Origin of the sequence: Mesorhizobium sp. M0496 (assembly GCF_040321205.1) — a bacterium.
GTDB lineage: Bacteria > Pseudomonadota > Alphaproteobacteria > Rhizobiales > Rhizobiaceae > Mesorhizobium.
Genome location: NZ_JAMYRC010000005.1, coordinates 183,845 through 208,584, shown reverse-complemented (window position 1 = coordinate 208,584; position 24,740 = coordinate 183,845). Strand labels below are relative to the sequence as shown.

Annotated in this window: 20 protein-coding genes and 1 pseudogene; 7 read left to right on the top strand and 14 right to left on the bottom strand. The window is 64.0% G+C overall.

Features of this window, described 5'->3' with window-relative positions:
- Nucleotides 1–361 precede the first annotated feature (361 nt).
- A pseudogene (locus NKI73_RS07995) lies at nt 362–1,356 on the bottom strand (aldo/keto reductase).
- Nucleotides 1,357–1,452: 96 nt separating this feature from the next.
- Here NKI73_RS07995 and NKI73_RS07990 point away from each other — a divergent pair.
- From NKI73_RS07990 to NKI73_RS07980, 3 genes are all read left to right on the top strand, one after another.
- Nucleotides 1,453–2,343, top strand: coding sequence for a LysR family transcriptional regulator (locus NKI73_RS07990; RefSeq protein ID WP_352628358.1), 891 nt, complete (start codon nt 1,453–1,455; stop codon nt 2,341–2,343).
- Nucleotides 2,344–2,560: 217 nt separating this feature from the next.
- The gene (locus NKI73_RS07985) at nt 2,561–3,547 is read left to right on the top strand and encodes a Gfo/Idh/MocA family protein (RefSeq protein WP_352628356.1); all 987 of its coding nucleotides are present in this window, start codon (nt 2,561–2,563) and stop codon (nt 3,545–3,547) included.
- A 107-nt stretch (nt 3,548–3,654) separates the two neighbouring features.
- On the top strand, nt 3,655–5,313 hold the full coding sequence (locus tag NKI73_RS07980; protein ID WP_352628354.1) for an FAD-binding dehydrogenase: 1,659 nt from the start codon (nt 3,655–3,657) through the stop codon (nt 5,311–5,313).
- 28 nt (nt 5,314–5,341) lie between these two features.
- Here the strand turns inward: NKI73_RS07980 and NKI73_RS07975 are convergent, their stop codons facing one another.
- From NKI73_RS07975 to bcoG, 7 genes are all read right to left on the bottom strand, one after another.
- On the bottom strand, nt 5,342–6,277 hold the full coding sequence (locus NKI73_RS07975) for an alpha/beta hydrolase (RefSeq protein ID WP_352628352.1): 936 nt from the start codon (nt 6,275–6,277) through the stop codon (nt 5,342–5,344).
- Between the two features lie 193 nt (nt 6,278–6,470).
- Complete coding sequence (locus NKI73_RS07970) at nt 6,471–7,253, bottom strand: carnitinyl-CoA dehydratase (RefSeq protein ID WP_352628350.1); 783 nt, start codon at nt 7,251–7,253, stop codon at nt 6,471–6,473.
- The gene (locus NKI73_RS07965) at nt 7,246–9,324 is read right to left on the bottom strand and encodes an acetate--CoA ligase family protein (RefSeq protein ID WP_352628348.1); all 2,079 of its coding nucleotides are present in this window, start codon (nt 9,322–9,324) and stop codon (nt 7,246–7,248) included. The genes NKI73_RS07970 and NKI73_RS07965 overlap by 8 nt, the downstream gene beginning before the upstream one ends.
- Before the next feature lie 3 nt (nt 9,325–9,327).
- On the bottom strand, nt 9,328–10,491 hold the full coding sequence (locus NKI73_RS07960; RefSeq protein WP_352628346.1) for an acyl-CoA dehydrogenase family protein: 1,164 nt from the start codon (nt 10,489–10,491) through the stop codon (nt 9,328–9,330).
- Nucleotides 10,492–10,495: 4 nt separating this feature from the next.
- A complete protein-coding gene (locus tag NKI73_RS07955; RefSeq protein WP_352628344.1) occupies nt 10,496–11,599 on the bottom strand; it encodes a carnitine 3-dehydrogenase in 1,104 nt (367 codons plus the stop codon).
- The gene (locus NKI73_RS07950; RefSeq protein WP_352628342.1) at nt 11,596–12,225 is read right to left on the bottom strand and encodes an HD domain-containing protein; all 630 of its coding nucleotides are present in this window, start codon (nt 12,223–12,225) and stop codon (nt 11,596–11,598) included. The genes NKI73_RS07955 and NKI73_RS07950 overlap by 4 nt, the downstream gene beginning before the upstream one ends.
- A 22-nt stretch (nt 12,226–12,247) precedes the next feature.
- On the bottom strand, nt 12,248–13,165 hold the full coding sequence (gene bcoG, locus NKI73_RS07945) for a 3-dehydrocarnitine:acetyl-CoA trimethylamine transferase BcoG (protein WP_023775990.1): 918 nt from the start codon (nt 13,163–13,165) through the stop codon (nt 12,248–12,250).
- A gap of 134 nt (nt 13,166–13,299) precedes the next feature.
- Between bcoG and NKI73_RS07940 the strand changes: the two genes are divergently transcribed.
- Nucleotides 13,300–14,280, top strand: a complete 981-nt coding sequence (locus tag NKI73_RS07940) for a GlxA family transcriptional regulator (RefSeq protein WP_352628340.1) — start codon at nt 13,300–13,302, stop codon at nt 14,278–14,280.
- Between the two features lie 44 nt (nt 14,281–14,324).
- Here NKI73_RS07940 and NKI73_RS07935 read toward each other — a convergent pair whose 3' ends face one another.
- Both NKI73_RS07935 and xylA read right to left on the bottom strand, forming a co-directional pair.
- Entirely contained in the window at nt 14,325–14,534 is a 210-nt protein-coding gene (locus tag NKI73_RS07935) for a hypothetical protein (protein WP_352628338.1), read from the bottom strand.
- 415 nt (nt 14,535–14,949) lie between these two features.
- Complete coding sequence (gene xylA / locus NKI73_RS07930) at nt 14,950–16,275, bottom strand: xylose isomerase (RefSeq protein ID WP_352628336.1); 1,326 nt, start codon at nt 16,273–16,275, stop codon at nt 14,950–14,952.
- A gap of 109 nt (nt 16,276–16,384) precedes the next feature.
- Here xylA and NKI73_RS07925 point away from each other — a divergent pair, with 109 nt between their 5' ends.
- Nucleotides 16,385–16,747: a nuclear transport factor 2 family protein gene (locus NKI73_RS07925; protein WP_352628334.1), complete on the top strand. Its 363-nt coding sequence runs from the start codon at nt 16,385–16,387 to the stop codon at nt 16,745–16,747.
- A 197-nt stretch (nt 16,748–16,944) separates the two neighbouring features.
- On the opposite strand, the gene xylB is transcribed toward NKI73_RS07925, so the two are convergent.
- Together xylB and NKI73_RS07915 are read right to left on the bottom strand one after the other, a co-directional pair.
- On the bottom strand, nt 16,945–18,399 hold the full coding sequence (gene xylB, locus NKI73_RS07920) for a xylulokinase (RefSeq protein WP_352628381.1): 1,455 nt from the start codon (nt 18,397–18,399) through the stop codon (nt 16,945–16,947).
- Nucleotides 18,400–18,480: 81 nt separating this feature from the next.
- The gene (locus NKI73_RS07915) at nt 18,481–19,806 is read right to left on the bottom strand and encodes a tetratricopeptide repeat protein (RefSeq protein ID WP_352628332.1); all 1,326 of its coding nucleotides are present in this window, start codon (nt 19,804–19,806) and stop codon (nt 18,481–18,483) included.
- A gap of 225 nt (nt 19,807–20,031) precedes the next feature.
- Here NKI73_RS07915 and NKI73_RS07910 point away from each other — a divergent pair, with 225 nt between their 5' ends.
- Nucleotides 20,032–22,818 carry an autotransporter family protein gene (locus tag NKI73_RS07910; protein ID WP_352628330.1) on the top strand — a complete coding sequence of 929 codons (2,787 nt, stop codon included), beginning with the start codon at nt 20,032–20,034 and terminating at the stop codon, nt 22,816–22,818.
- Between the two features lie 58 nt (nt 22,819–22,876).
- Here the strand turns inward: NKI73_RS07910 and NKI73_RS07905 are convergent, their stop codons facing one another.
- Both NKI73_RS07905 and NKI73_RS07900 read right to left on the bottom strand, forming a co-directional pair.
- Nucleotides 22,877–23,500 (bottom strand): LysE family translocator, encoded by a 624-nt coding sequence (locus tag NKI73_RS07905; RefSeq protein ID WP_111545008.1) that lies wholly within the window; start codon nt 23,498–23,500, stop codon nt 22,877–22,879.
- Nucleotides 23,501–23,596: 96 nt separating this feature from the next.
- A complete protein-coding gene (locus NKI73_RS07900; protein ID WP_352628329.1) occupies nt 23,597–23,719 on the bottom strand; it encodes a hypothetical protein in 123 nt (40 codons plus the stop codon).
- A 240-nt stretch (nt 23,720–23,959) separates the two neighbouring features.
- Here NKI73_RS07900 and NKI73_RS07895 point away from each other — a divergent pair, with 240 nt between their 5' ends.
- Nucleotides 23,960–24,724, top strand: coding sequence for a L,D-transpeptidase (locus tag NKI73_RS07895; protein WP_352628327.1), 765 nt, complete (start codon nt 23,960–23,962; stop codon nt 24,722–24,724).
- The last annotated feature ends 16 nt before the right edge of the window (nt 24,725–24,740 follow it).

The window sequence follows — 24,740 nt, the reverse complement described above, 5'->3', positions numbered from 1 at the left end:
GGTTCACAGAGCTGGTCGCCCAATACTTGTTCGGGCGGCGAAAAATACACGCCATCGACAAGCCGCCGCCGGTCAATCCGAGCCGACCAAGAGACCGATCCTCCCTCAATCAGATGGCCTTCATATATGAATAACTTTCCCCGGACAGTCCTGCGCAAGGGGGGAGATCGGATGTCACGCCGGCTTCGCCAATCACCAACATCGAAGGAGAGGTGCCGGCAGTGGAGCTGCCAATCTCCCTCCTTGCGGGGGAGATGGCCGGCAGGCCAGAGGGGGGTGCCTCGCGCCAGGGTCTCACAATCTTCTACACCCGCGCCACGCAAAAGGGACGCCGAAGCGCCCCCTCCAACGGTGACCTGACTCACCCATTCACCAGCGCCAGCAACTCCTCCGTATAGCGCTTGCCAACAACCTTGTCGGGCGACAGCGCGTCACCGATGGCCTGCACCTCGGCAGCGCTCAGCTCAATCCTGGCCGCAGCCGTGTTCTGCTCCAGATGATGGATTTTTCGCGCGCCGGGGATCGGCACGATGAAATCGCCCTGGTGCAGCACCCAGGCCAGCGCCAGCTGTGCCGTGGTCACGCCCTTTTCAGCCGCCATCTTTTCCAGCGTGGCGATGACGGCGGCGTTGGCCGCCATCGCGTCAGCCTGGAAACGCGGCAGGCCACGGCGCCAGTCGTCGTCGCTCAGTGCCTCAGGCTTGGCGATCGTGCCGGTCAGCAAGCCACGGCCGAGCGGGCTGTACGGGACGAAGCCGATGCCGAGTTCGCGGCAGACGGCGAACACCTCGTCTTCCGGGTCGCGGCTCCACAGTGAGTATTCGCTCTGCACAGCAGCGATCGGATGCACGGCATGCGCCCGGCGGATGGTCGCGGCACTCGCCTCCGACAGGCCGAGCGCGCGTACCTTGCCTTCGCGCACCAGTTCGGCCATAGCGCCGACCGTATCCTCGATCGGCACGTTGGGGTCGACGCGATGCTGGTAGTAAAGGTCGATGACATCGGTGCCCAGTCGCTTCAGCGAGGCCTCGGCAACGGCCTTGACGTGCTCGGGACGGCTGTCGACACCGGCCATGCGGTCCATGCCTGTGCCTTCTTCCAAAATCTTGAAGCCGAATTTTGTCGCGATGGTCACCTTGTCGCGCACCGGTTTCAGCGCCTTGCCGAGCAGGATCTCGTTCTCGTAGGGACCATAGACTTCCGCCGTGTCGAAGAAGTTGACGCCGATCTCGACGGCGCGGTGCAGGGTGGCGATCGCGTCGGCTTCCGCTGGCCGCCGTAGGCGAAGCTCATGCCCATGCAGCCGAGGCCGACGGGGTAGACATTCAATTCAGTTCCAAGCTTGCGGGTTTGCATCACGCGTCTCCTTGTTGTGATGCGACAAAAATAGCGCCTTGCCCTATGTTCGATAGTCGTCGTTCATCCGCACGGCCTGTTCTAAAAGATAGATCAATGAATCGAGCCCATCTTTCACAACTCGCGGTTCTGGCGACCGTCGCCCAATGCGGCAGCTTTCGCGGCGCGGCCAGGGAACTCGCCATCGCGCCATCGGCGGTCAGCCATGCGGTGTCCAGCCTCGAAGCACGGCTTGGCGTTCGCCTTCTGTCGCGCAGCACGCGCAGCGTTGCGCCGACCGAAGAGGGCGCGCAATTGCTGGAGCGACTGCGGCCGGCGCTGTCAGAGATCGACCTGGCGCTGGAGACGGCGATCGAGGCGCGCGACCGGCCGGCCGGGAATCTCAGACTCACCGTGCCGCGCACCGCCGCACAGCTCACATTGGCGCCGCGGCTAGGCGCCTTTGCCCAGGCCTTTCCCGATATCGTGCTGGAGATCGTCGTCGAGGATCGCTTCACCGATGTGGTCGAAGGCGGCTTCGATGCCGGGGTCAGGCTCGGCGAAAGCCTGCAACGCGACATGATCGCGGTGCGGATCGGGCCATCGATCCGTGGCGCCGTGGTTGCCGCGCCTTCTTATTTCGAGACAATGCCGCGCCCGCTGCATCCGCGCGACCTGGCGGCACATCGCTGCGTCCGCTTCCGCTTCTCGAGCGGCGTGCTCTACCGCTGGGAGTTCGAAAAGGACGGCGAGGAGCTTGAGATATCAGTTGAGGGTCCGCTGATCGTCGGCGAGGATCGCCTGAATGTCGAAGCCGCGATCAACGGCGCCGGCCTGACCTTCGTGTTCGAAGGCTATGTCAGCGAGGCGCTTGCCGACGGCAGGCTGGTACGCGTGCTGGAGGACTGGTGCCCGCCCTTCGACGGGTTCTTCGTCTACTACCCCAGCCGCCGCCAGATGCGGCCGGCGCTGCGCGCCTTCGTCGATTTCTTCAAGGTGAGCGGGTAAAGCGCGCTCACCCTCCCTCTTGTGGGGAGGGTCGCGCAGCAAATGCCGCAAGGCGGCTTTTGCGGAGCGGGGTGGGGGTCTCGTAGTGCGCACCCCCACCCCGTCTCGCAGTCAAGCCCGAGGATGACGAAGGCGCGCTTTGATGGACAGTCTCCAATTGGCTTTTCCGGCGATTTCGGGCAAACCTCGTCACCTGTAATCGTGATGGAGAAGCCTGATGTTCCGATGGGGTGTGTTGTCCACGGCCAAGATCGGCCGCGAGCATTTGTTGCCGGCAATGGTCGAGGCGGAGAACGGCGTGCTGTCGGCGATCGCCAGCCGTGACCTGTCGAAGGCCAAGGCGCTGGCCGAGCGCTTTGGCGCCCGCCATGCCTTCGGCTCCTATGAGGACCTGCTCGCCTCCAACGAAATCGACGGCGTCTACATCCCGCTGCCGACCTCGCAGCATGTCGAGTGGACGGCCAAGGCCATCGAAGCCGGCAAGCATGTGCTGGTCGAAAAGCCGCTGGCGCTCGACGCCAAGGACATTCTCCCGCTGATCAAGCTGCGCGACCAGAAGAAGGTGCTGGTCTGCGAAGCCTTCATGGTCATCTACCACCCGCAATGGATCAAGGTGCGCGACCTGATCGCCAGCGGCGCCATCGGCCGGCTGCGCCATGTGCAGGGTGCCTTCTCCTACTACAATGTCGACCCCAACAACATGCGCAACAAGCTCGATCTCGGCGGCGGCGCGCTGCCCGACATCGGCGTCTATCCGACTGTGTCGACGCGCTTTTCGACTGGCAAGGAGCCGCTGCGCGTGCAGGCGACAATCGAACGCGACGAGAAATTCGGCACCGACATCTATTCCTCGATCCGCGCCGATTTCGGTGATTTCGAACTGTCCTTTTACCTCTCGACGCAGATGGCGGCGCGCCAGGTCATGGTGTTCCATGGCGAGAAGGGTTTCATCGAAGTGTTCTCGCCCTTCAACGCCGGGCTCTACGACCATCACCGCGTCGAACTGCACAACCAGAACCACACCGAAGCGCAGGTATTCCGCTTTCCCGGCACCCAGCAGTACCGGCTGGAGGTCGAGACCTTCGCGCGTGCGGCACAGGGCGGCAAGGAGCGGGTCTTCACGCTGGAGGAATCCGTGCTCAACCAGAAAGTCATCGACGCCATCTTCCGCGCCGGCGGCAAGGATAGCTGGGAAACCATCTAACGCTTGTTTCGACGCGATTCCCTAGGGAAAGCGCCTCGCGCTTTTCCCGGGAAAACCGCTTCACACTTTTCCTGGAATTGCGTTAGCCGGCTAATGGGGAGGGGAAAATGTCTGATGATGCGGATGTGATCATTGTCGGCGCCGGCCTTGCCGGGCTGGTTGCTGCCGCCGAGCTTGCCCAGGCCGGAAAGAAAATCATCATCGTCGACCAGGAGCCGGAGCAGTCACTCGGTGGCCAGGCATTCTGGTCGTTCGGCGGCCTTTTCCTCGTCGATTCGCCGGAGCAGCGGCGCATGCGCATCCGCGATTCGCATGATCTGGCGCTCGAGGACTGGCTGGGCACCGCCGCTTTCGATCGGCCGGAGGATTTCTGGCCGCGCAAATGGGCGCAAGCCTATGTCGGCTTCGCCGCCGGCGAGAAACGCTCCTGGCTGATGCAGCGCGGCCTGAAATTCTTCCCCGTCGTCGGCTGGGCCGAGCGCGGCGGCGGCAATGCCATCGGCCACGGCAATTCGGTGCCACGCTTCCACATCACCTGGGGCACCGGCCCCGGCGTGCTCGAACCATTTGTCCTGCGCGTTCTCGAAGCCCAGAAGCAAGGGCTGATCAGCTTCAAATTCCGCCACCGCGTCAACGAGTTGACCCGAACGGGTGCCACCGTCGACGGCGTGCGCGGCGATATCCTGCAGCCGAGCACTGTCGAGCGCGGCCACAAGAGCTCGCGCGACATTGCCGGCGATTTCGAGCTTCATGCGCAGGCGGTGATCGTAGCCTCCGGCGGCATTGGCGCCAACCATCAGCTTGTCCGCGAAAACTGGCCGCAGCGGCTCGGCGCGGCACCCAGGCGCATGATCACCGGCGTGCCCGATCACGTCGACGGCCGCATGCTGGCAATCACTGAACAGGCCGGCGGCTCGATCATCAACCGCGACCGCATGTGGCACTATGTCGAGGGCATCAAGAACTGGGCGCCGATCTGGACCGATCATGCCATCCGCATCCTGCCCGGCCCATCATCATTGTGGCTCGACGCGCGCGGCAAGCGCCTGCCGGTGCCGCTCTATCCCGGCTTCGACACGCTGGGCACGCTCTCCCACATCATGAGTACCGGCTTCGATTATTCCTGGTTCATCCTGACCAGGAAAATCATCCAGAAGGAGTTCGCGCTGTCGGGCTCCGAACAGAACCCCGATTTGACCGGCAAGAGCTGGCGCCAGGTACTCGGCCGCGCCACATCAGGCATTCCCGGCCCGGTGAAAGCGTTTATGGAGAAGGGCGAGGATTTCATCGTCGAGGCGGACCTGCCGACGCTGGTCGCGCGCATGAACGCGCTGGCCGGCGGTGATCCACTGCTTGAGTTGGCCCAGGTGGAGCGCGAAATTCGCGCTCGCGACCGGCAGCTCGACAACCCGTTCTCCAAGGACATGCAACTCACCGCTTTGCGCGGTGCTCGCGCCTATCTCGGCGACAGGCTGATCCGCACGGCCAAGCCGCACAAGATGCTCGATCCGGCGAACGGCCCGCTGATCGCGGTGCGCCTCAACATCCTGACCCGCAAGACGCTGGGCGGCCTGCAGACCGATCTCGACAGCCGCGTGCTGGGTGCCGATGGCCAGCCGGTCGCCGGGCTCTACGCCGTCGGCGAAGCCGCCGGTTTCGGCGGCGGCGGCGTGCATGGCTATGCGGCGCTTGAGGGCACCTTCCTGGGCGGCTGCATCTTTTCGGGCCGCAGCGCCGGCCGGTCGGCGGCTGCCTCGGTGCAATAAGGTTCAGGCCGCGAGGCGAAAAGACCGCTCACCAGTGCCAGGCACCCTGTCCAAGGGCGGCAACTGCGTCAACGATGCGAGTGAAGCTGGCGCGGGCGCGGCCGACCGTGTGCCGGGCCCTGAGATAGCCGTGCACCAGCCCTTTTTCCTCGAACCAATATGCCCGTCCGCCAGCCGCGACGATGCGGTCGCGATAGGCTTCGCCGTCGGACGACAAGGGGTCGCATTGCGCGGTGATAAGCACGGTCGGCGGCAGGTTGGCGAAATCGGCGTCGGCAAGCGGCGACTGTGTGATGTCGCCGGTGCCGTCTCGCCCGCCGGTGCGAATGTTCTTGTAGAATTCGAGATCGCGCGTGGTCAGCATCGGCGCTTCGGCATGCCTGAGATATGATCCCTTCGATCGGTCGCCGCCAAGACCGGGATAGATCAGCACCTGGCCGATCGGCCTTTTCGCGTGGCCGCGTGCCGCATGGCTGACGGCAGCGGCAAGATTGCCGCCGGCGCTGTCGCCGCAAAGCAGAATTGGGTGGTTGCGTGTAGCAGCAGCCCATTCGAAGGCGCTCATCACGTCGTCGAAGGCGGCTGGGTGCAGGTGCTCCGGCGCCAGCCGATAGTCGACCGAGACCACCTCATAGGTGGTGCGGGCGCAGAGTTCGGCGCAGACATCGTCATGGCTGTCCAGCCCGCCGAGGATGAAGCCGCCGCCATGGAAATACAGCACCGTCGCGGCTGGTTGGCTTGCGCCTCGGTAGATGCGGATCGGGATGTGCGTGGGCGCTGCAATGGCGGAGGTTTCGACCGCGACGCCGTCGGGATAGCCGGCAAAGAATTCGCGGCACATGCGGTCATAGATCTCGCGCTGCCGCGCGATCGTGTAGTCGATCGTATCGGGCGGATAGTAGGAATTGGTCCGCTCGATGAAGGCCCAGGTCTCGGCGTCGATGAGGGTTTTGTAGTCGGTCATGGAGCCCGGGCACCCCCCTCTGTCCTGCCGGACATCTCCCCCTCAAGGGGGGAGATTGGATGTCGCATCGGCTTTCGCCAATCTCTGGCGTTGCAGGTTGAGCTGTTGCGCTGAAACTGCCAATCTCCCCACTTGAGGGGGAGATGTCCGGCAGGACAGAGGGGGGTAAGCGCCGTCATTTCCGCAACAATCCTCACTTCCCCTTCCACACAGGCTCTCGCTTTTCCGCAAACGCTCGAAAGCCTTCCATATTGTCCTCGGAGCCGTAGAGTGCATCGACGGTCGGCAGCTGGCGGCGCGTCACCTTGTTCATCGCGTCCTGGAAGGTGAGCGCCTCGGCCACGCGCGCCGTTTCCTTGATCGCGGCGAAGACCAGCGGCGGACCGCCGGCGAGCAGCCGGGCGATCTCCCAGACGCGGTCCTCGAGCTTTTCCTTGGGCAGCACCTCGTTGACCAGGCCCCAGCGATGCGCTTCGGCGACGTCCATCCAGCGGCCGGTGAGCAAAAGGTCCATGGCGACATGGTAGGGAATGCGCTTCGGCAGCTTGATCGTTGCCGCGTCGGCCAGCGTGCCGGCTCGGATTTCGGGCAGCGCGAAGGAGGAATGGTCGGAGGCGTAGATGAGGTCGCAGGACAGCGCCAGCTCGAAGCCGCCGCCGACCGCCATGCCGTTGACGCAGGCAATGACCGGCTTGTTGAGGTCGCGCAACTCCTGCAACCCGGCAAAGCCGCCGACGCCATAGTCGCCGTCGACCGCGTCGCCGCCAGCAGCGGCCTTCAGATCCCAGCCGGCGCAGAAGAACTTGTCGCCGGCGGTCTTGACGATGGCGACACGCAAGCTGGGATCGTCGCGGAACGCCTTGAAGGTCTCGCCCATCAGCCGCGAGGTCTTGAGGTCGATGGCGTTGGCCTTGGGCCGGTCGAGCGTGACTTCGAGGATGGTGCCTTCGCGGCGGGTCGAAATGACGTCAGACATTCTTCTTGTCTCCCAGCACCAGCAGTGCGTCGGCGATCCAGGCGCCCTTGCCTTCGGTGCAGACGATCAGCGGGTTGATGTCGAGTTCCTCGATCTCGCCGGCATTCTGCTGCACGAAGGCGGCAATGCCGGAGATGGCGTCGATGGCGGCCGCGACATCGGCCTTCGGCCGGCCGCGATAGCCTTCGAGCAACGGGAACAATTTGAGGCCGCGCAACGCTGCCTCGATGTCGTCGCGCGTCGCCGGCAGCATCAATGTGACGCTGTCGCGCAGCAGCTCGACCAGCACGCCGCCGGTGCCCAAGGTCATCACCGCGCCGAACATCGGATCGCGGGTGAAGCCGACGATGAGTTCGGCGACACCGTCGCGCACCATGCGCTCGACATAGAGCCCGGTGCCGAGCGGCAAGAGGTCATGCGCCGCGGTGCTGACGGACTCGGCGTCTTTGAGATTGAGCCTGACAGCACCGACCTCGGATTTGTGGGTGACACCCAGCGCCTTCAGCGCCACCGGAAAGCCGAGTGCCATCGACGAGATCACCGCCTCGACCGCGTTGGCGGCGCGCTCGCCTTTCGGCACCGGCAGGCCGGCCTCGATGAGGCGCGATTTTGCCTCGGCCTCGTCAGGAGTGATGTGATCACCGCCAGGCGCGCCGGAGGCGGACGTGTCGATCGGCTGCGCCTGCGGCTCGTGCCACGCCCAGCCGATGAAGGCTGCCGCCCCGGCGGCGTCCATGGCTTCGGAAATGCCGAACAACGGCACCATGCCGCGCGCCATCAGCTCGGCGGTGTATTCCTCCGGCAGGTTCTCCGGCAACGAGGAGACGATCGCGCCGTGCGCCTTGTTGGTCTTCAGCGCCGACTCGAAGGCGCGCAGCGTCGCCCACCAGTCGGTGACCGAGCAGCGGTCGGGGCGCGGGAAGTCGAGCACCAGCATGTTGAGGTCGAAGCCACCCGACACCATGGCGGTGAAGGTGGCGGTCATCGCCGGCTCGTTGTTCCAGATGAAGGTGTGATAGTCCAACGGATTGGCGACCGCGACCAGCGGCCCAAGCGTCGATTTGACATGGGCGCGGTGGGTGTTGCTGAGCACAGGAAAATTGACCCAGCGGCCTTCGGCGCTGTCGGCCATGACGGAGGCCTCGCCGCCCGAGCAGCTCATCGAGGACAGCCTATAGCCGGGCAAAGGTCCGGTGATGTGCAGTAGCTTCAGCGCCTCGATGAAGGCGGGGATGGAATCGACACGCGCTATGCCGAGCCGCCTCAGAAAGGCGCCCGAAGCCGCGTCCGAGCCAGCCAGCGAGGCAGTGTGCGAGACAGTGGCTTGCCGCGCCTGTTCGGAACGGCCGACCTTCATGGCAATGATTGGTTTTTTCAGTTCGCGTGCTCGCGCCGCCAGCCGCTCGAAGCCGGCTACGGAATCGAAGGCCTCGATGTGCAGGCCGAGCGACGTGACCCGCTCGTCCTCGATCAGGCCGAGCGCCATTTCGGAGAGGCCGGTCTGCGCCTGGTTGCCGGCGGTCATCAGAAAGGCGATAGGCAGGCCGCGCTTCTGCATCGTCATGTTGATGGCGATGTTGGATGACTGGGTGATGATGGCGACTCCCTTGCCGCCCTCGGCCAATCGGATGCCGCCATGCTGATCGGGCCATAGCAACGCGCCGTCGGCATAGTTGATCAGGCCGTAGCAGTTCGGCCCGATGATCGGCATCGAGCCCGCCGCCGCGACCAGCTCGGCCTGCAGTCGCTCGCCGTCGTCGTCATAGGCCTCGGTCTCGAGGAAGCCAGCGGCAAAGCAGACGGCGCCGCCGGCGCCGCGCTCGGCCAGCGCCTTGACCACCTCGATCGTCAAGTGTCGGTTGACGCCGACAAAGGCGGCGTCCGGTGCGCCGGGAAGATCGGCGACGGAGCGATAGGCCTTTCGGCCGGCGACCTCTTCCTTGCTCGGATGGACCGGCCAGATCTCGCCGGCAAAACCCATCTTGATCGATTGCGCCACGACGGCTGCGGCCTGCGCGCCGCCGAAGACGGCAATCGATTTCGGCCGCAGGAGACGTTCAAGCTTGTGCATATGCTATGCTCCGAACGGACGCAGCAGCGCCCGCGAAATAATATGTCGCTGAATCTCCGAAGTGCCTTCCCATATTCGCTCCACGCGGGCGTCGCGCCAGATGCGCTCCAGCGGCAGGTCGTCCATCAGCCCCATGCCGCCATGTATCTGAATCGCCTCGTCGGCGACGTATGCGAGCATCTCGGTGGCCTTCAGCTTGGCCATGGCCATGTCCTGGTCGGTGACGGTGCCCTGATCGTACTTCCAGCCGGCTTCGAACACCATCAGGTCGGCGGCCTTCAGTTCGGTCGCCATGTCGGCAAGTTTGAACGACACGCCTTGGAACTTGCCGATCTGCTGGCCGAACTGCTGGCGCTGCGCGGCATATTCTACCGCATGGCCGAGCGCCCGCTCGGCACGGCCGAGACAGGTGGCGCCGACCTGCAGCCGGGTGGCGCCGAGCCAGGAATTGGCGACGTCGAAGCCTTTGTGCACCTCGCCCAGAACCTGGGAAGCCGGCAAGCGGCAATCATCGAATTCGAGGATGGCGTTGGTGTAGCCGCGATGCGAGACGTTGCGGTAGCCATCACGAACGGTGAAGCCTTTGGTGCCCTTATCGACAAAAAAAGCGGTAATCTTCTTGCGCTTGCCGCGCGGCGAATCCTCTTCGCCGGAAGCCATGAACACGATGGCAAAGTCGGCGAGGTCGGCGTGGGAGATAAAATGCTTGGTGCCGTTGAGCACCCAGTCGTCGCCATCCTGCACGGCCGTCGCCTTCATGCCGCGCAGGTCGGAGCCGGCGCCCGGCTCGGTCATCGCCAGGCAGTCCCATTTCTCGCCGCGGATGCAGGGGAACAAATATTTCTCGCGCTGCTCGGGCGTGCCGGCCAAGAGGATGTTGGAGGGCCGCGCCACGCAGGTCCAGTGCAGCGCATAATTCGCGCGGCCGAGTTCCTTCTCGTACAGCAGCCAGGTCACGGTATCCAGGCCCGCGCCGCCGACATCGGCCGGCATGTTGGCGGCATAGAGCCCGGCTTCGATCGCCTTGGCCTTGATTTCCTCGATCAGCTCGCGGCGCAGCACGCCGGTGCGCTCGACCTCGCGCTCATGCGGGTAAAGCTCGTTCTCGACGAACGCCTTCGTCGTCTCGACGATGAGCCTCTGTTCCTCCGACAGCCCGAAATCCATGCTCTCAGCCTTTCTTCTTGCCGGTCTTTTTCTTCGGCTTCTCGGCTTTTTTCACCGGCTTCAACGCCTTGGCCTTTTCGGCCGCCTTGGAAGCTGTCGGCTTCTTCGCTGCCAGCTTGGCCAGCTGCCTGGTATAGTCCTTGTGCAAGGCACCGGCACCCCAGCCCTTGCCTTTGTTCTGCTTCGACAGCGCATCCATGATCGCGACCAGATTGTCGTCGCGGATCTTTTCAAGCTCGCGGATCGACAGCCCATGCGCCTGGCCGTCCGACTGCGTGGCGATCAGGTCGACCAGTTCGTCGTTGAACTCCGGCACGTCCATCAGCTTGGTCCATGGCCATTTCAGGCACGGCCCGAACTGCGCCATGAAGTGGCGCATGCCGGCCTCGCCGCCGGCGACGCGATAGACCTGGAACATGCCCATCTGCGCCCAGCGCAGGCCGAAGCCATAGCGCATAATGTCGTCGAGTTCCTCGACGGTGCAGATGCCGTCCTTGATCAGCCATAGCGCCTCGCGCCATGCCGCTTCGAGCAGGCGGTCGCCGACGAAGGCCTCGATCTCCTTGCGGATGACGACAGGCTTCATGCCGATCGAGGCATACATTTCCTTGGCGACCTCGATCGCCTCTGGGAAGGTCTGTTCGCCGCCGACGATCTCGACAAGCGGCAAGAGGTAAACGGGGTTGAACGGATGCCCGACGACCAGCCGCTCCGGGTGCTTCTTCATCGCCACCTGCATGTCGGTCGGCTTGATGCCCGAGGTCGAGGAGCCGACAATGGCGTTGGCCGGCGCATGGGTATCGATCTCGGCCAGCACGCGGTGTTTCAGGTCGAGCCGCTCGGGCACGCTTTCCTGGATGAAATCGGCATCGGCAACCGCCTCGGCGATGGTCTTGGCAAAGGTCAACTTGCCCTCTTTCGGCAGTCCGCCGGGCACCATCTGCTTGTAGGCGCGGCGCGCGCCCTTCATCACTTCGCCGACCTTGCGCGATGCCTCGGGATCGGGATCGAAGATCGACACGTCGATGCCGTTCAACAGCAGCCGCGCCACCCAGCCGGCGCCGATGACACCGCCACCGATGGCGGCCGCCTTGTTGATGATGCTCATGCGGAAGCTCCGGTTCTTGTCTTGGCTGTTGCGGGATCGACCAGAGGCACGCGCTCGCCGGCGCGGATCACGGACGCGTCGTAAGCCTTGCGGGCAAAGACCTCGAGCACGAAGGGCCGGAAGAACTCGATCGGCAGCGTATCGTAGTCGGGGTCGAAACTCGACTGGTCCCAGCGTTCGCAAAACTGATCGCAATCGTCGAAATAGGCGTGGCCGGCGAAGCGGTCGCGCGCATGGCGGTTGCCGCCCAGATGATGGGCATAATAGAGCCGCTGGAAATCGCCGTGCTTTTCCACCACCCAGGTGCATTGTTCGCGCACGAAGGGTTTCAGGATCGAAGCGGCATATTCATCGTGATTGTAGGGCGCATAGATGTCGCCGATGTCGTGCAGCAACGCACAGGCGATCCAGTCGGTATCGGCGCCGTCACGCCAGGCGCGCGTCGCCGCCTGCAGCGAATGGCCGAGCCTTGTGATCTTGTAGCCCGACAGGCCCTCGTCGAGCTGAACCAGCGCGTCGAGCAGCCGCTCGCCGGTCCTGGCCGCATAGTCGATCTCATGCGCGGTCAGGAACTCGTAGTCGTCCCTGTCGCCATCCTTCATCGCGGTGAATTTTACGGTAGTCATGTTGGCCCTCCCAGCGAATAATTTATGCCGCTATCGGCGCCCGCTTGGTCAGGTTCAGTTTCTTGCGCACTTCCTCCGGGCCGATGATCCTGGCGCCCAGATTGGTGACGATGCTGGCGGCACGCTCGACCAGCTGCGCGTTGGTCGCCAGCACGCCCTTGTCGAGCCACAGATTGTCTTCCAGCCCGACGCGGACATTGCCGCCGGCCAGCACCGCCGCAGCGGCATAGGCCATCTGGTTGCGACCGATGGCGAAGGCCGACCAGTTCCAGGTCGACGGCACATTGTTGACCATGGCCATGAAGGTGTTGAGGTCGTCCGGCGCCCCCCACGGCACACCCATGCAGAGCTGCACGAGCGCGTCGGGATTGAGCACCTTTTCCTCGACCAGCTGCTTGGCGAACCACAGATGGCCGGTGTCGAACGCCTCGATCTCCGGCTTGACGCCGAGCGCCGTCATCATGCCGCCCATGGCGCGCAGCATGCCGGGCGTGTTGGTCATGACATAGTCGGCCTCGGCGAAATTCATCGTGCCACAGTCGAGCGTGCAGATCTCCGGCAGGCACTGGCGCACATGTTCCATGCGGTTGGTGGCGCCGCCCATGTCGGTGCCTTTTTCGTTGAGCGGCAGCGGTGCTTCCGGCGAGCCGAACACCATGTCGCCGCCCATGCCGGCGGTCAGGTTCAGCACCACATCGACATTGGCCTCGCGAATGCGCTCGGTCACTTCGCGGTAGAGGTGCACGTCGCGCCTGGGCTTGCCGGTTTCAGGGTCACGCACATGGCAGTGGACGATGGCAGCGCCGGCCTTGGCCGCATCAATGGCCGAATCGGCGATCTGCTTGGGCGAGCGCGGCACATGCGGGCTGCGATCCTGCGAGCCGCCGGATCCGGTCACGGCACAGGTAATGAAGACCTCACGGTTCATCGCAAGCGGCATGGAACTCTCCTCCGATAGAAACAGCCATGCATGTCGCCCAAAAGTGGGAACCGGTTTTGGGATGACGACATGCACAAGAACCGACCCACAATGCCCGACTTGCCGGAAACTGTTTTGCGTTTTACGAAGCTTCCATGACGAAAAGCGAAAAGCCAACGATCTTTCGTGCCGAGCGCCTGCCGCTCAAGGTGACGCTGCTGGTGTTTTCCGGCTCGTCCATCATGTGCGTGGCCTCAGCCGTCGATCCTTTGCGCGCCGCCAACCGTATCTCCGGTGAGACCCTGTTCGATTTCAGGCTGGTCTCGGTGACCGGCGAGGCTCCGGTCACCACATGCGGCTTGCCGGTGGCGGTTAGCGGCCGTTTCGATGCGGGCGAGCCAACCGACGTTCTTGTCGTCGTCGCCGGCTTCGGCACCCAGAACTATGCGACGTCGACCTTGCTTTCCGGCCTGCGGCGGGCGGCGCGTACGGCCCGCGCGTGCGGCGGTGTCGAGGCCGGCACCTGGCTGGTGGCGCGCGCCGGCCTGCTGGAAGGGCGTAGCGCCACCACCCACTGGGAGGACATGGAGGATTTCTCGTCGGCTTTCCCCGGCGTCGACGTGCGCCCGGACCGCTACGTCATAGACGGCCCGGTGTTCACCTCGGGCGGCGCGTCGCCGACCTTCGACCTGATGCTGCATCTCATTCGCACGCGGCTGGGCATGGCCGTCGCGCTCGATGTCGCCAGCGTCTTCATCTACGACCAGGCGCGTGCCGCGACCGACGCCCAGCCACTGGTCTCGCTTGGCCGGCTCGACGGCTACGATCCGCGGCTGGCGCAAGCCATCCGGCTTATGGAATCGCATGTCGACCAGCCGCTGACCATAGAAGCGGTGGCAAAACGTGCCGGGGTGACGGCACGGACGCTGGAAAGCATCTTTCGCAAGTCGATCGGCGAGACGCCGGGCGCCTACTATCTCAGGCTGCGCCTGGGTGCTGCCCGCAGGCTGGTGGTCGACACCAGGGTGGCGATGGCCGATATTGCCGGGCGGACCGGATTTTCGTCCGCCGCGGCATTTTCTAGGGCGTTTTCAAGGGCTTTCGGTGAAGCGCCGGTCAGGCTGCGCCGGGGCTGAGTGCAGGTCGCTCAAAAGGACGACGACATGCACAATCGGAAAGATCAGGCGGCGTCTTGGAGATCGCTGCTGCTATCGATCTGCGAGCGCATCTGTCTGGCAAGGTGGGTCTCAAACCGGCTGGCGACGGCGCGGTCCCACTCGTTCGAGCGGCGCGTGCCATCCTTCGGATGCGGCATTGCCATCAGCCTATCGATGATCGATCCGGCCTCGCCAGGTGAGAGCAGGGCGTCGATTTCACGTTCGTTCTGCATATCGGTTCGCCTCCTTCTTCCTCTCCCGCCACGAGCCAGTCTTATACGAGATACGTGACGGCAGTTTGAAGGCAAGAGCGAGGTCATTGAAGGGCGTCAAAGGGCAAAACCGTGTCGTCGCACCCGGCCTTGCGCAAAGTTTCTTCCCGTGTCTGGGCAGGTCAGGCCAAGGAGAGTTCTACAGCTGCTTTTCGAACAGCAGGCAGCCGAGAATCTATGCGATCCTCGGCTGCCTGTCGCGAATGGGCTGACTGGAGCATTTCACCGTCTCACGGAAACGGCGAACCCTCTAACTCTTTGTTTCGACGCAATTCCGGACGGAAAACCGCTTCACTTTTCCTGGAATTGCTCTGGCAGAAGGCGATGGCGGCGGCTTTCAGCCAGAAGTGGCGGATGTCAGTCCAGAGATCGGATTTCACACGTACCGGTTGACGATGTTTTCCAGCAGTTCCTGGCGGCCCGACCTTGGCTGCGGCTCGATCTTCTTCTTGACGACACGCTCGGCGATGTCCTCCAGCGTGCGCTTGCCGGACAGCATCGCCTTGCCTTCGGCCGTGTTCCAGCCGGCATAGCGTTCGGCCAGCGGTGCCGACAGCGCCTTGTCCTCGACCATGCGGGCGGCGGCCTTCAGGCCGCGTGCGCAGGAATCCATGCCGCCGATATGGCCGATCAGCAGATCCTGCGGATCGAGCGACTGGCGGCGCAGCTTGGCGTCGAAATTGGTGCCGCCGGTCTTGAAGCCGCCAGCCTGCAGGACTTGGTAGTAGGCCAGTGCCATTTCCGGCACGTTGTTGGGGAACTGATCGGTGTCCCAACCCGACTGGTAGTCGTTGCGGTTCATGTCGATCGAACCAAAGACGCCGAGCGCATTGGCCAACGCCAGCTCGTGCTCGAAGGAATGGCCGGCCAGGATGGCGTGGCCCTGCTCGATGTTGACCTTGACCTCCTTCTCCAGTCCGAAGCGCTTGAGGAAGCCGTAGACGGTCGCGACATCGTAATCATACTGGTGCTTGGTCGGCTCCTGCGGCTTCGGCTCGATCAGGATCGTGCCCTTGAAACCGATCTTGTGCTTATAGTCGACGACGAGGCTGAGGAAGCGGCCGGCCTGCTCCTGCTCGCGGGCAAGGTCGGTGTTGAGCAGCGTCTCATAGCCCTCGCGCCCGCCCCACAGCACGTAGTTCTCGCCCTTCAGCCGCTTGGTCACGTCGATACAGCTTTTTACCGTCGCCGCAGCATAGGCAAAGACATCCGGATCGGGATTGGTGGCCGCACCCGACATGAAGCGGCGGTTGGAGAACAGGTTCGCCGTGCCCCACAAAAGCTTGACGCCGGTCTGTTTCATCTTTCCCGCGAAGTAGTCGGCAATCTCGTCGAGGCGCGCCGCGCTCTCGGAAAAGTCCTTGCCCTCCGGCCGCACATCGGCGTCGTGGAAGCAGAAATAGGGCGCACCGAGCAGCGAGAACATCTCGAAGGCGACATCGGCCTTGAGCTTTGCCAGCTCCATCGTGTCGGTGCCGCCGGCCTTGGGGAACCACGGCCGGTCGAAGGTCTGGCCGCCGAACGGATCGCCGCCCGGCCAGGCGAAGGAGTGCCAGTAGGCGACGGCAAAGCGCAGATGGTCTTCCAGCCGCTTGCCGGCGACCACCTCGTCGGGATTGTAGAACCGGTAGGCCAGCGGATTGGTCGAATCCGGCCCCTCATATTTGATCTCTTTGATGTCGCCGAAAAATCCGCTGCTCATGTTTTTTCCTCTCGAATAGTTCGCCGTGATTACCTCAGGCGTAATTGGTTTCGCTCTTCCGCTGGTCGAAAAGGTTCGTGTCAAAGCCGCTCAATAAAGGAGACAGACCATGACCGACCTCAACAAGATCGCCCAAAACTACATCACCGCCTGGAACGAAAGCGATGCCGGCCGCCGAGCCGAATTGCTCAAGGCGACCTTCACGGAAGACGTCAGCTATCGCGATCCGCTCATGCAGGGCGATGGCCATGCGGGTGTCGCGGCGCTGATCGACGGCGTGCAGCAGCGATTTGCCGGGTTTCGCTTTTCGCTGAAGGGCACGCCGGACGGTTTTGCCGACAAGATCCGCTTCTCGTGGAATCTTGGACCTCAGGGGACGCCTTCGGTGATCGAAGGCACCGATATCGGCGTCATCGAGAACGGCCGCCTGAAGAGCGTCACCGGTTTTCTCGACAAGGTGCCGGCGCAATGAGGACTTCTGGGTAAAGCAGGTGCGAGGCACCCCCCTCTGGCCTGCCGGCCATCTCCCCCGCAAGGGGGGAGATTGGTTGGCATCCGCGCCTTCGCCAATCACCCACCTTGCAGGACTGGCATATCCGCCAACGCTGCTAATCTCCCCCCTTGCGGGGGAGATGCCCGGCAGGGCAGAGGGGGGTGCCTCGCGCCGACTCACGCAGTGGCGACCTTGATTGCCGGGTACAGCGCTCGGTAGCGCTGATAGGCATCCGCATAGGCGCCGCCGAGCGTCACGTCCGGTTCGATCGTGGCATCCGTTCTGGGTGCCGTACAGATTTCGAGCGGATCGGCACCCGTCGCCGCGATCAGGCCGAGCCGCGCAGCGCCAAAGGCGGCGCCGAAGTCGCCGTCGGCGGGAATGTCGACAGGCAGTTGAAGCGCGGTGGCAATCGCCTTCAGCCAATAGCGCGAGCGCGAACCGCCGCCGATCGCCGTCACCCGCGTCAAGGTCGTGCCGGCCTTGGCCAACGCTTCGAGACTGTCGCCGAAGGCAAAGGCGACGCCCTCCAGCACGGCCTGGGTCAGCACGGCACGGCTCGATTCATGCGCCAGCCCGGTGAACGCGCCGCGAATGGCGGAATCATTGTAGGGTGTGCGCTCACCCGAGAGATAAGGCAGGAAGGACACGCCGCTGGGCGCCTTCAATGTGTCGCCGAGATCGGCGGTCAACTCGCCGGCACTCTTCCCGGTGATTTCGGACAGCCAATTGAGCGAATCGGTTGCCGACAGGATGACGCCCATCTGGTGCCAGGTGTTCGGAAGCGCGTGGCAGAAGGTATGCACGGCACTTGCCGGGTTGGGCAGATAGGAAGCATTGGCGGCAAACAGCACCCCCGACGTGCCGAGCGAAACGAAAGCGTTGCCGGCGCCGACCGTGCCCATGCCGCAGGCCGAGGCCGCATTGTCACCGGCGCCACCGGCGATCGGAATGCCGGCCGGGACACCCCATTTCGAGGCCAGTTCGGCACGCAGCGCGCCTGCCTTCTCGGTGCCCTCGACCAGCGACGGCATCTGCTTTTCATCGAGCGATGTCGCCGCGAGCAGGTCGGCACTCCAGCGGCGCTTGCCGACATCGAGCCAGGACGTGCCGGCGGAATCCGACATTTCCGAAATGTGTTCGCCCGTAAGCCAGAGCCGCAGGAAATCCTTGGGCAGCAGCACTTTTGCGACCTTGGCGAACACGGCTGGCTCGTTGTTCTTCACCCAGGCAAGCTTCGGCGCGGTGAAACCGGGAAACACGATGTTGCCGGTCAGCGCGCGGAAGCGCGGGTCGGCGTCAAGCGCCGCCGCTTCGGCATGGCTGCGTGTATCGTTCCACAGGATGCAGGGGCGCAGCACCTTGTCGGCGGCATCGAGCAGCGTTGCACCGTGCATGTGGCCGGACAGGCCGATACCCTTGACCGCGGCGAACTCCCCGGGATGCCTGGCTTTGAGGTCGGCAATCGCCTCCTCGCAGGCGCGGATCCAGTCGTCGGGGTTCTGTTCCGACCAGCCTGGATGCGGTCGCGACACGTCGATCGACGCATGGCCGGAACCGATGACGGTTTGCCCGGCATCGATCAGCAGCGCCTTGACGCCCGATGTCCCGAGATCGAGGCCGAGATACATGGTTTCCTCCCTTGCCATTAATTTTTTCGAGCCTCGAAAAAATCTGGCTTGGTCAGTTTTTAAGACAAGATCGGTCGCGGGTCAATTCTCTGACAAATTGGCCGCACGCCGCGAAAGCAGCGCCGACAGCGGACTGTCGGGCCGTGCCATCGATCGTTCTGCCGTCAGCGCCCTGGCAAGCGCATCGTCCCCGGCACGCAGGGCCGCCTCGATCAGTGTCAGGTCGATGACGTCGCGTTGGGCGTGGCTGCCGCCGAAACGGTGGGCGATCGCCCGGATCGGCGGGATCAGCCGCACGGTCTCGGCGTAGTTGCCCTCGCCGAACGCCTTGATGGCGAGCGTCAGGGGATAGCCGACATCCCTGGTGAAAGCCGCGTTGTCATCGCCGCCACACATGGCCTCGCGCTGTGCGTCGAGCAAGGTCTGAACCGGCGCGTCGAGCCCGGCGCCGACAAAGGCCATCATCGCGTGGGCATCGTTGAAGGCATAGTTGCCGGCGCCGGCCTTGGGCACCCAGTTGGCGGCGAGCGCCGTCCAGCGGTCGCCGACATCGACACCGACGAGATAAAGCCGCCACAGGATTGCCGAGGCGTCGACCATGTTGAGCGCCAGCGTCGAGCGCGCGCCGTAGATGGGGCCGTCATAGAGCGCGAGCACTTCGTCCGTTTCGCCGAGATCATAATGGAACAGCGCCAGGTGCCACCAATTGTGCACCTTGAGGAAGCTTTCCTTCGTCCACGCTTCGGGATTGGCGCGCATCCAGGCGATGCCATCCCTTTGCCGGCTTTGCATCTCCATGACATGGGCGACGGCGTGCTGCGCCCACCCGTCGCGTGGCTCCAGATCGATCGCGGCGCGGCCAAGCCTCTCGGCCCTGATATAGTCACCCATTTCCTCCAGCCCGAAAGCCTGCATGCCGAGGATGGCGTGGTAGCCCGGCATGTCGCTTTGCCAGGACGGCAGCGCGCGGCCGATACGGTCACGCAGCATGCGGGCATTGCCTGTGAAGAAATCGATCTGATGTCCGGTCTGCAGCGCCACCGCGTCGAGCGGGAAGTCGATGGCGATATCCCTAAGCATGGCTCCGGCATCATGCCAGCGCCCGCTGGCGAGATGGCCAAGGGCCGCGACATGCGCCTGCTCGCGCGTGGTCGCGGCAAGCGGCAGTGCGGCCTGATGGCAAGCCTTGGCCACGGCCGTCGCCTCCCGCTCGGTGGCGAGGCCGAAGAGATAGCCCTTGAAGACATGCGCCATGACGAAGCCGGGAGCTTCCGCAATGGCGCGGTCGATCGAGGCTACGGGATCGCCGATGAAGCACTGCAGTTCACGCACTGCCTGGCTGTAGGGCGTGAACCCCGGCTCCGTCGCGCCCGAAAATGTCAGGCCGAATGCGTCCCTGATTGCCATGCAACATCCTTTGATCGGCCCGTTGCGGGCGCCACGCCCTTCGGGCCAGGACAATCTTAAGGCATGGACCACAAACGTGCCAACCACGCGCTACTCTGGGCCATTTCAGTAGTCTTTGCAGTTTAGCAACCATGCGGGGCAGATTAGGCTTTGTAAAGGCGAACGAATTGTGTCTTCATTGCGGCATCGGGCGGGGGCTTGAAATCGCGAATCGAGAGGGGCGCGATGCGGCATCTGAAAAACAGGCTTCCGAACAGTCGTTCGGAGGATGCGGAAGACACAGTTGCTTTGCTGCGGCGAAGGCCGCCCGGGCTACATCCATGGTTCATTAGCCTTCTCGCAACTACAGCCTTTGCGTTGCTGCCCAGTTCCGCTGCATTTGCCGCATGCGTGCTGGGCCCATCCGCCGGGAACACCGTTTACACCTGCGACAGCGGCTCATCAGGCGGCAGCCTCACCGATGCCGATGGCGACAACACGCTGAATTTCCCCGCCGGCGGGACCGGGCAGATATCAGGCAACGTCACCTTTGGCGTCGGTACGGATCGCATCAACATGCAGTCCGGCACCATTACCGGCACTGTCGATCAGGGCGGCGGCACCGATTTCTTCACCATTGGCGCGGGTACCGTAGCCGGCAATGTCCAGCAGGGCGCCGGCATCGACGATTTCAACATGAGCGGCGGCCAGATCGGCTCGCTCAACCAGGGCGATGGCCTTGACACGTTCACCATGACGGGCGGCCGCATCGTCGATTTCTTCGACGATGGCGACAATGCCGTGATGACGGGCGGCCGCATCGGCCGCGTCAACATGAAGCTCGACCAGAACTATTTCAACATGTCAGGCGGCACCATCGACCGCAACCTCGTCACCGGCTTCGACAAGGACACGATCATCCTGTCGGGCGGCACCATCGGCGGCAACATCAGCGTCAGCGGTGGCAATGACAGCGTGACGGTCACCGGCGGCACGGTGGGCGGCGACATCCTGATGAGCTTTGGCGCCGACAACTTCGTCTGGAATGGCGGCGGCATCATTTATGGCGCCGTCGATCTCGGCGGCGACAACGACACCGCCAAGCTCAGCAACCTCACCAACGCCAATCTCGGCGCCACGGATGCAATCACTGGTGGCCTCGGCACCGACGCACTGACCCTGGACAACGTCAAGCTGCATGGGATCAGCCGGCTCCAGAACTGGGAAAGCATCGGCGCCACCGACGACACCGAGCTGACGCTCGACGGCAATCTTGTGCTGGGCGACAGCGGCACCGGGACTGGTTCGCTCAGCGTCGATGCCGCGAGCACGCTCTATGGCGGCGGCTTCAACGCGGCGATCCAGGCCTTTACGGCGGGCCAGCTGGCGCAGGTCACCAATGCCGGACGCATTGATCTGACCAACGGCAGCACCGGCGCGACAGATCGGCTGACGATATCAGGCAATTATACCGGCCTGGGCGGCCTGCTGTTGATCCAGACCGAACTCGGCGATGACAGTTCCGCGTCCGACCGGCTTGTCCTGTCGGGCGGCACGGCTTCCGGTTCGACCGGCATCTCCGTGGTCAATCTCGGCGGCGCCGGTGCTGCGACGACGCAGGACGGCATCATGGTCGTCCAGGCGGTCAACGGCGCCAACTCGGGCGCCTCCACCTTCGCGCTCGACGCACCGGTCGCCGCCGGTGCCTTCGAATATTATCTGTTCAAGGGTGGCGTCAGCGCCGGCAGCGAGGAGAATTGGTACCTGCGCTCGACGTTGAACACGCCGGCCCCGCCGGCCCCAGCCCCGCCAGTGGTCGAACCTACGCCGCCGGAACCGGTGCCGCCGGCGGCCGAGCCGCCGCCCCCGCCGCCTTCCGAGTTGCCGCCAACGCCGCCGCCGACCGAGGGCGACATCAACAACCCGCCGGTCGACCCGACACCACCAGTGCAGGCCGCCGATCCGGAGCCCGAGCCGCCGCCGCCACCACCACCGGCGCCACCAGCGGATCCGCCACCGCCACCGCCACCGGTGCCGACGGAAGCGCCCGACCTGCCAACACCGGCCGGGGGAGAGGAAATCCTGCTCTATCGCATCGAGGTTCCGGTCTATTCGGCCTTACCGCCGGTCGCCGAACATCTGGCAATGACGACGCTCGGCACCTTCCACCAACGGCGTGGCGAGCAGAGCCTGTTGTCGAACACCGAGCTGTCGCCGGTCTGGGGCCGTATCTTCGGCCAGGACAGCAAGATGGCTTATTCGGGAACGGTCTCGCCGTCCTTCGACGGTACTCTGTTCGGCTTCCAGGGCGGCTTCGACGTGTTCGGTCGAGAAACCAGCTCCGGTTCGGTCGATCGCGCCGGCCTGTTCATTGCCTATGCCAGTATGAATGGAGATGTGCGCGGCCAGGCGCTGGGACAGGACAATCTGTCCGTCGGCGGTATCGATCTCGATGGCACCAGTGTCGGCGGCTACTGGACCCGCATCGGCCAGGGCGGCTGGTATCTGGACGGCGTCTTGATGGCCACGTTCTTCGGTGGAAACGCGACATCGTCGCGCGATGTCGGCATCGACATCGGCGGAACCGGCATCACCGCTTCGCTGGAAGGCGGTTATCCCATAGCGTTGGGACAAGGCTGGACGCTCGAACCGCAGGCGCAACTGGTCTGGCAGCATCTGTCGCTTGACGACACCAAGGACCTGTTCTCGTCGGTTTCCTTCGATCCCGACGACAGCGTCACCGGCCGGCTGGGCGTGCGGCTGCAGGGCGAGACTGCTATCAACGGCGTGCCACTGCAGCCCTACCTCAAAGCCAACATCTGGCATGATTTCGGCGGGACCAGCCATGTCAATTTCGACACCACCGACATCTCGACCGAGGGCAGATCGACCTCGTTCGAATTCGGCGGCGGCGTGATCGCCAAGGTGACGGACAAGGTCAGCATCTTCGCCACCGGCGACTACACCACCAATCTCGGCGGCGACAAACGCCGTATCCTCGAAGGCAATCTGGGATTCAGCGTCAAGTGGTGAGGCTGATCATGATCCCGAAACCGGGTTTCGGGGTCATGATCAGAATTCAGAATAGAGCCTAATTGCCCGAACGCATCGCCACCGTGGCGATGCCGGCGCCAACCAGCAGCGTGCCGCCGGTGCGGTTGAAGATGCGGATTGCCTTGGGATTGCGCACGACGTTGCGTGCGCGTGCCGCGATCAGCGCATAGCCGAAGGCATTGGCGAAGGCGAGCGCCAGGAAAGTCGTCTCGAAGATCAGCATCTGCGTCCAGAAATCGGCGTGCCGGTCGAGGAACTGCGGCAGGAAGGCGACGAAGAAGGTGATGCTTTTCGGGTTGAGCGCGGTGACCAGCCAGGCATGCGCCATCATCTTGGCCGACGACACCGCATCGGTCCGCGGTTCGGCCTTCAGCGCGCCGCCGGCGCGGAACAGTTTCACGCCGAGATAGATCAGATAGCCGGCGCCGATCAGCTTCAGGATGGTGAAGACGGTCGCCGAGGCCGCAAGCAGCGCGCCGATGCCCAGCATCGACAAGGTCATCGCGGTGAAGTCGCCAAGCGCCACGCCGACGGCCATCGGCAGCGCGGTGCGCCAGCCCTGGCCCAGCGCATAGGACACGACCAGAAGGATGGTCGGACCCGGGATGATGAGGAGGATCGTCGATGCGGCAGCGAAGGCGGCCCAGTTTTCGAAGGACATGCTCGTCTCCTTTGAGCGTAAAGAAGAGGATAAATCCTTGGGTCCGGGAGAATGTAAAGAGGCGATTTCTCTAATTTCGCCAACGGCAGGCCGGTGTCAGTTCGCGCCGCTCAGCGCGCTCACGATATCGGCCAGGCTGACATTGGCACCGAGAACGGTTGCCGCCGCCACAATGGCCGCGGCAAAAAGCGTGATGTCGGTTTTTAACGTCTTGCACATGGAGGCCCCTCGCTGATCGCTTGAGGAGTACGAAGCGCCAGCGCCGGGATTATGACCCGACCGAGGTCTTTTCGCGCAGCAGCTCCCCAGTCGACGGGTCGAGAGGGAGGTCGAAAGCCAACACGGTCATGCGCAAACGCAGGCTGTGCAAGGCCTTCACGCTTTATCAGCCATGAATGATGAAAATGCCTGCTATCCGGCCGGACCGTGCTTCCCGCCGACAGCGTAGGGTTTGGGTATATGGGTGAGTTGCCGCAAGGTCCAACGCCGCCGCGAAACGGCGACGCAAGCGTAGCCGATCATCATCTTTCCCGCCGCGCCATCCTGTCCGGGGCAGGCGCGCTGGCGCTGCTCAGCGCCGCCGGTTGCTCGACCTCGGGCGGTGGCCTGCCGGCGCTCGAACTCGACGATACCGTCACCAGCTCCGTGCCGATCCGGCCGAGCATCAGTGTCGACAAGAACATCACCAGCCCCGGCGTCATGTATGCCGCGCTGACGGATGGCGGCTTCAACGTGCCGGAAGTGCCGTATCTGAAGGTCAAGCCGGAATTCCGTCGCCAGATCGTCGTCGACACGACAGGCGAGGCACCCGGCACCATCGTCGTCCATCTGCAGGAGCGCATGCTCTATCTCGTCCAGCCGGGTGGGGACGCCATCCGCTACGGCGTCGGCATCGGCAAGGACGGCTTCCGCTGGTCCGGCCGCGCCAACATCCAGTACGGCAGGGAATGGCCGACCTGGACGCCGCCGCCGGAGATGATCGCCCGGAAGCCCGAACTGGTGAAATGGCAGGCCGGCCAGCCCGGCGGCCTCACCAACCCGCTCGGCGCGCGCGCCCTCTATATCTACCAGGACGGCAAGGACACCGGCTATCGTATCCACGGCTCGCCCGAATGGGCGAGCATCGGCCAGGCGATGTCGTCGGGTTGCGTGCGCCTGATCAACCAGGACATCATCGACCTCTACAGCCGCGTCTCCAAGAAAAACCCGGTGGTGGTCGTCTGACACGTCACCCGCTCCA

Bases quoted from the DNA above. Each gene is read 5' to 3' on its own strand.
- NKI73_RS07990 (WP_352628358.1), top strand. From the start codon at position 1,453: ATGAATCGAGCCCATCTTTCACAACTCGCGGTTCTGGCGACCGTCGCC.
- NKI73_RS07980 (WP_352628354.1), top strand. From the start codon at position 3,655: ATGTCTGATGATGCGGATGTGATCATTGTCGGCGCCGGCCTTGCCGGG.
- NKI73_RS07970 (WP_352628350.1), bottom strand. From the start codon at position 7,253: ATGTCTGACGTCATTTCGACCCGCCGCGAAGGCACCATCCTCGAAGTC.
- NKI73_RS07975 (WP_352628352.1), bottom strand. From the start codon at position 6,277: ATGACCGACTACAAAACCCTCATCGACGCCGAGACCTGGGCCTTCATC.
- NKI73_RS07965 (WP_352628348.1), bottom strand. From the start codon at position 9,324: ATGCACAAGCTTGAACGTCTCCTGCGGCCGAAATCGATTGCCGTCTTC.
- NKI73_RS07925 (WP_352628334.1), top strand. From the start codon at position 16,385: ATGACCGACCTCAACAAGATCGCCCAAAACTACATCACCGCCTGGAAC.
- NKI73_RS07955 (WP_352628344.1), bottom strand. From the start codon at position 11,599: ATGAGCATCATCAACAAGGCGGCCGCCATCGGTGGCGGTGTCATCGGC.
- NKI73_RS07900 (WP_352628329.1), bottom strand. From the start codon at position 23,719: ATGTGCAAGACGTTAAAAACCGACATCACGCTTTTTGCCGCGGCCATT.
- NKI73_RS07960 (WP_352628346.1), bottom strand. From the start codon at position 10,491: ATGGATTTCGGGCTGTCGGAGGAACAGAGGCTCATCGTCGAGACGACG.
- xylB (WP_352628381.1), bottom strand. From the start codon at position 18,399: ATGTATCTCGGCCTCGATCTCGGGACATCGGGCGTCAAGGCGCTGCTG.
- NKI73_RS07940 (WP_352628340.1), top strand. From the start codon at position 13,300: ATGACGAAAAGCGAAAAGCCAACGATCTTTCGTGCCGAGCGCCTGCCG.
- bcoG (WP_023775990.1), bottom strand. From the start codon at position 13,165: ATGCCGCTTGCGATGAACCGTGAGGTCTTCATTACCTGTGCCGTGACC.
- xylA (WP_352628336.1), bottom strand. From the start codon at position 16,275: ATGAGCAGCGGATTTTTCGGCGACATCAAAGAGATCAAATATGAGGGG.
- NKI73_RS07950 (WP_352628342.1), bottom strand. From the start codon at position 12,225: ATGACTACCGTAAAATTCACCGCGATGAAGGATGGCGACAGGGACGAC.
- NKI73_RS07905 (WP_111545008.1), bottom strand. From the start codon at position 23,500: ATGTCCTTCGAAAACTGGGCCGCCTTCGCTGCCGCATCGACGATCCTC.
- NKI73_RS07985 (WP_352628356.1), top strand. From the start codon at position 2,561: ATGTTCCGATGGGGTGTGTTGTCCACGGCCAAGATCGGCCGCGAGCAT.
- NKI73_RS07895 (WP_352628327.1), top strand. From the start codon at position 23,960: ATGGGTGAGTTGCCGCAAGGTCCAACGCCGCCGCGAAACGGCGACGCA.
- NKI73_RS07910 (WP_352628330.1), top strand. From the start codon at position 20,032: ATGCGGCATCTGAAAAACAGGCTTCCGAACAGTCGTTCGGAGGATGCG.
- NKI73_RS07935 (WP_352628338.1), bottom strand. From the start codon at position 14,534: ATGCAGAACGAACGTGAAATCGACGCCCTGCTCTCACCTGGCGAGGCC.
- NKI73_RS07915 (WP_352628332.1), bottom strand. From the start codon at position 19,806: ATGGCAATCAGGGACGCATTCGGCCTGACATTTTCGGGCGCGACGGAG.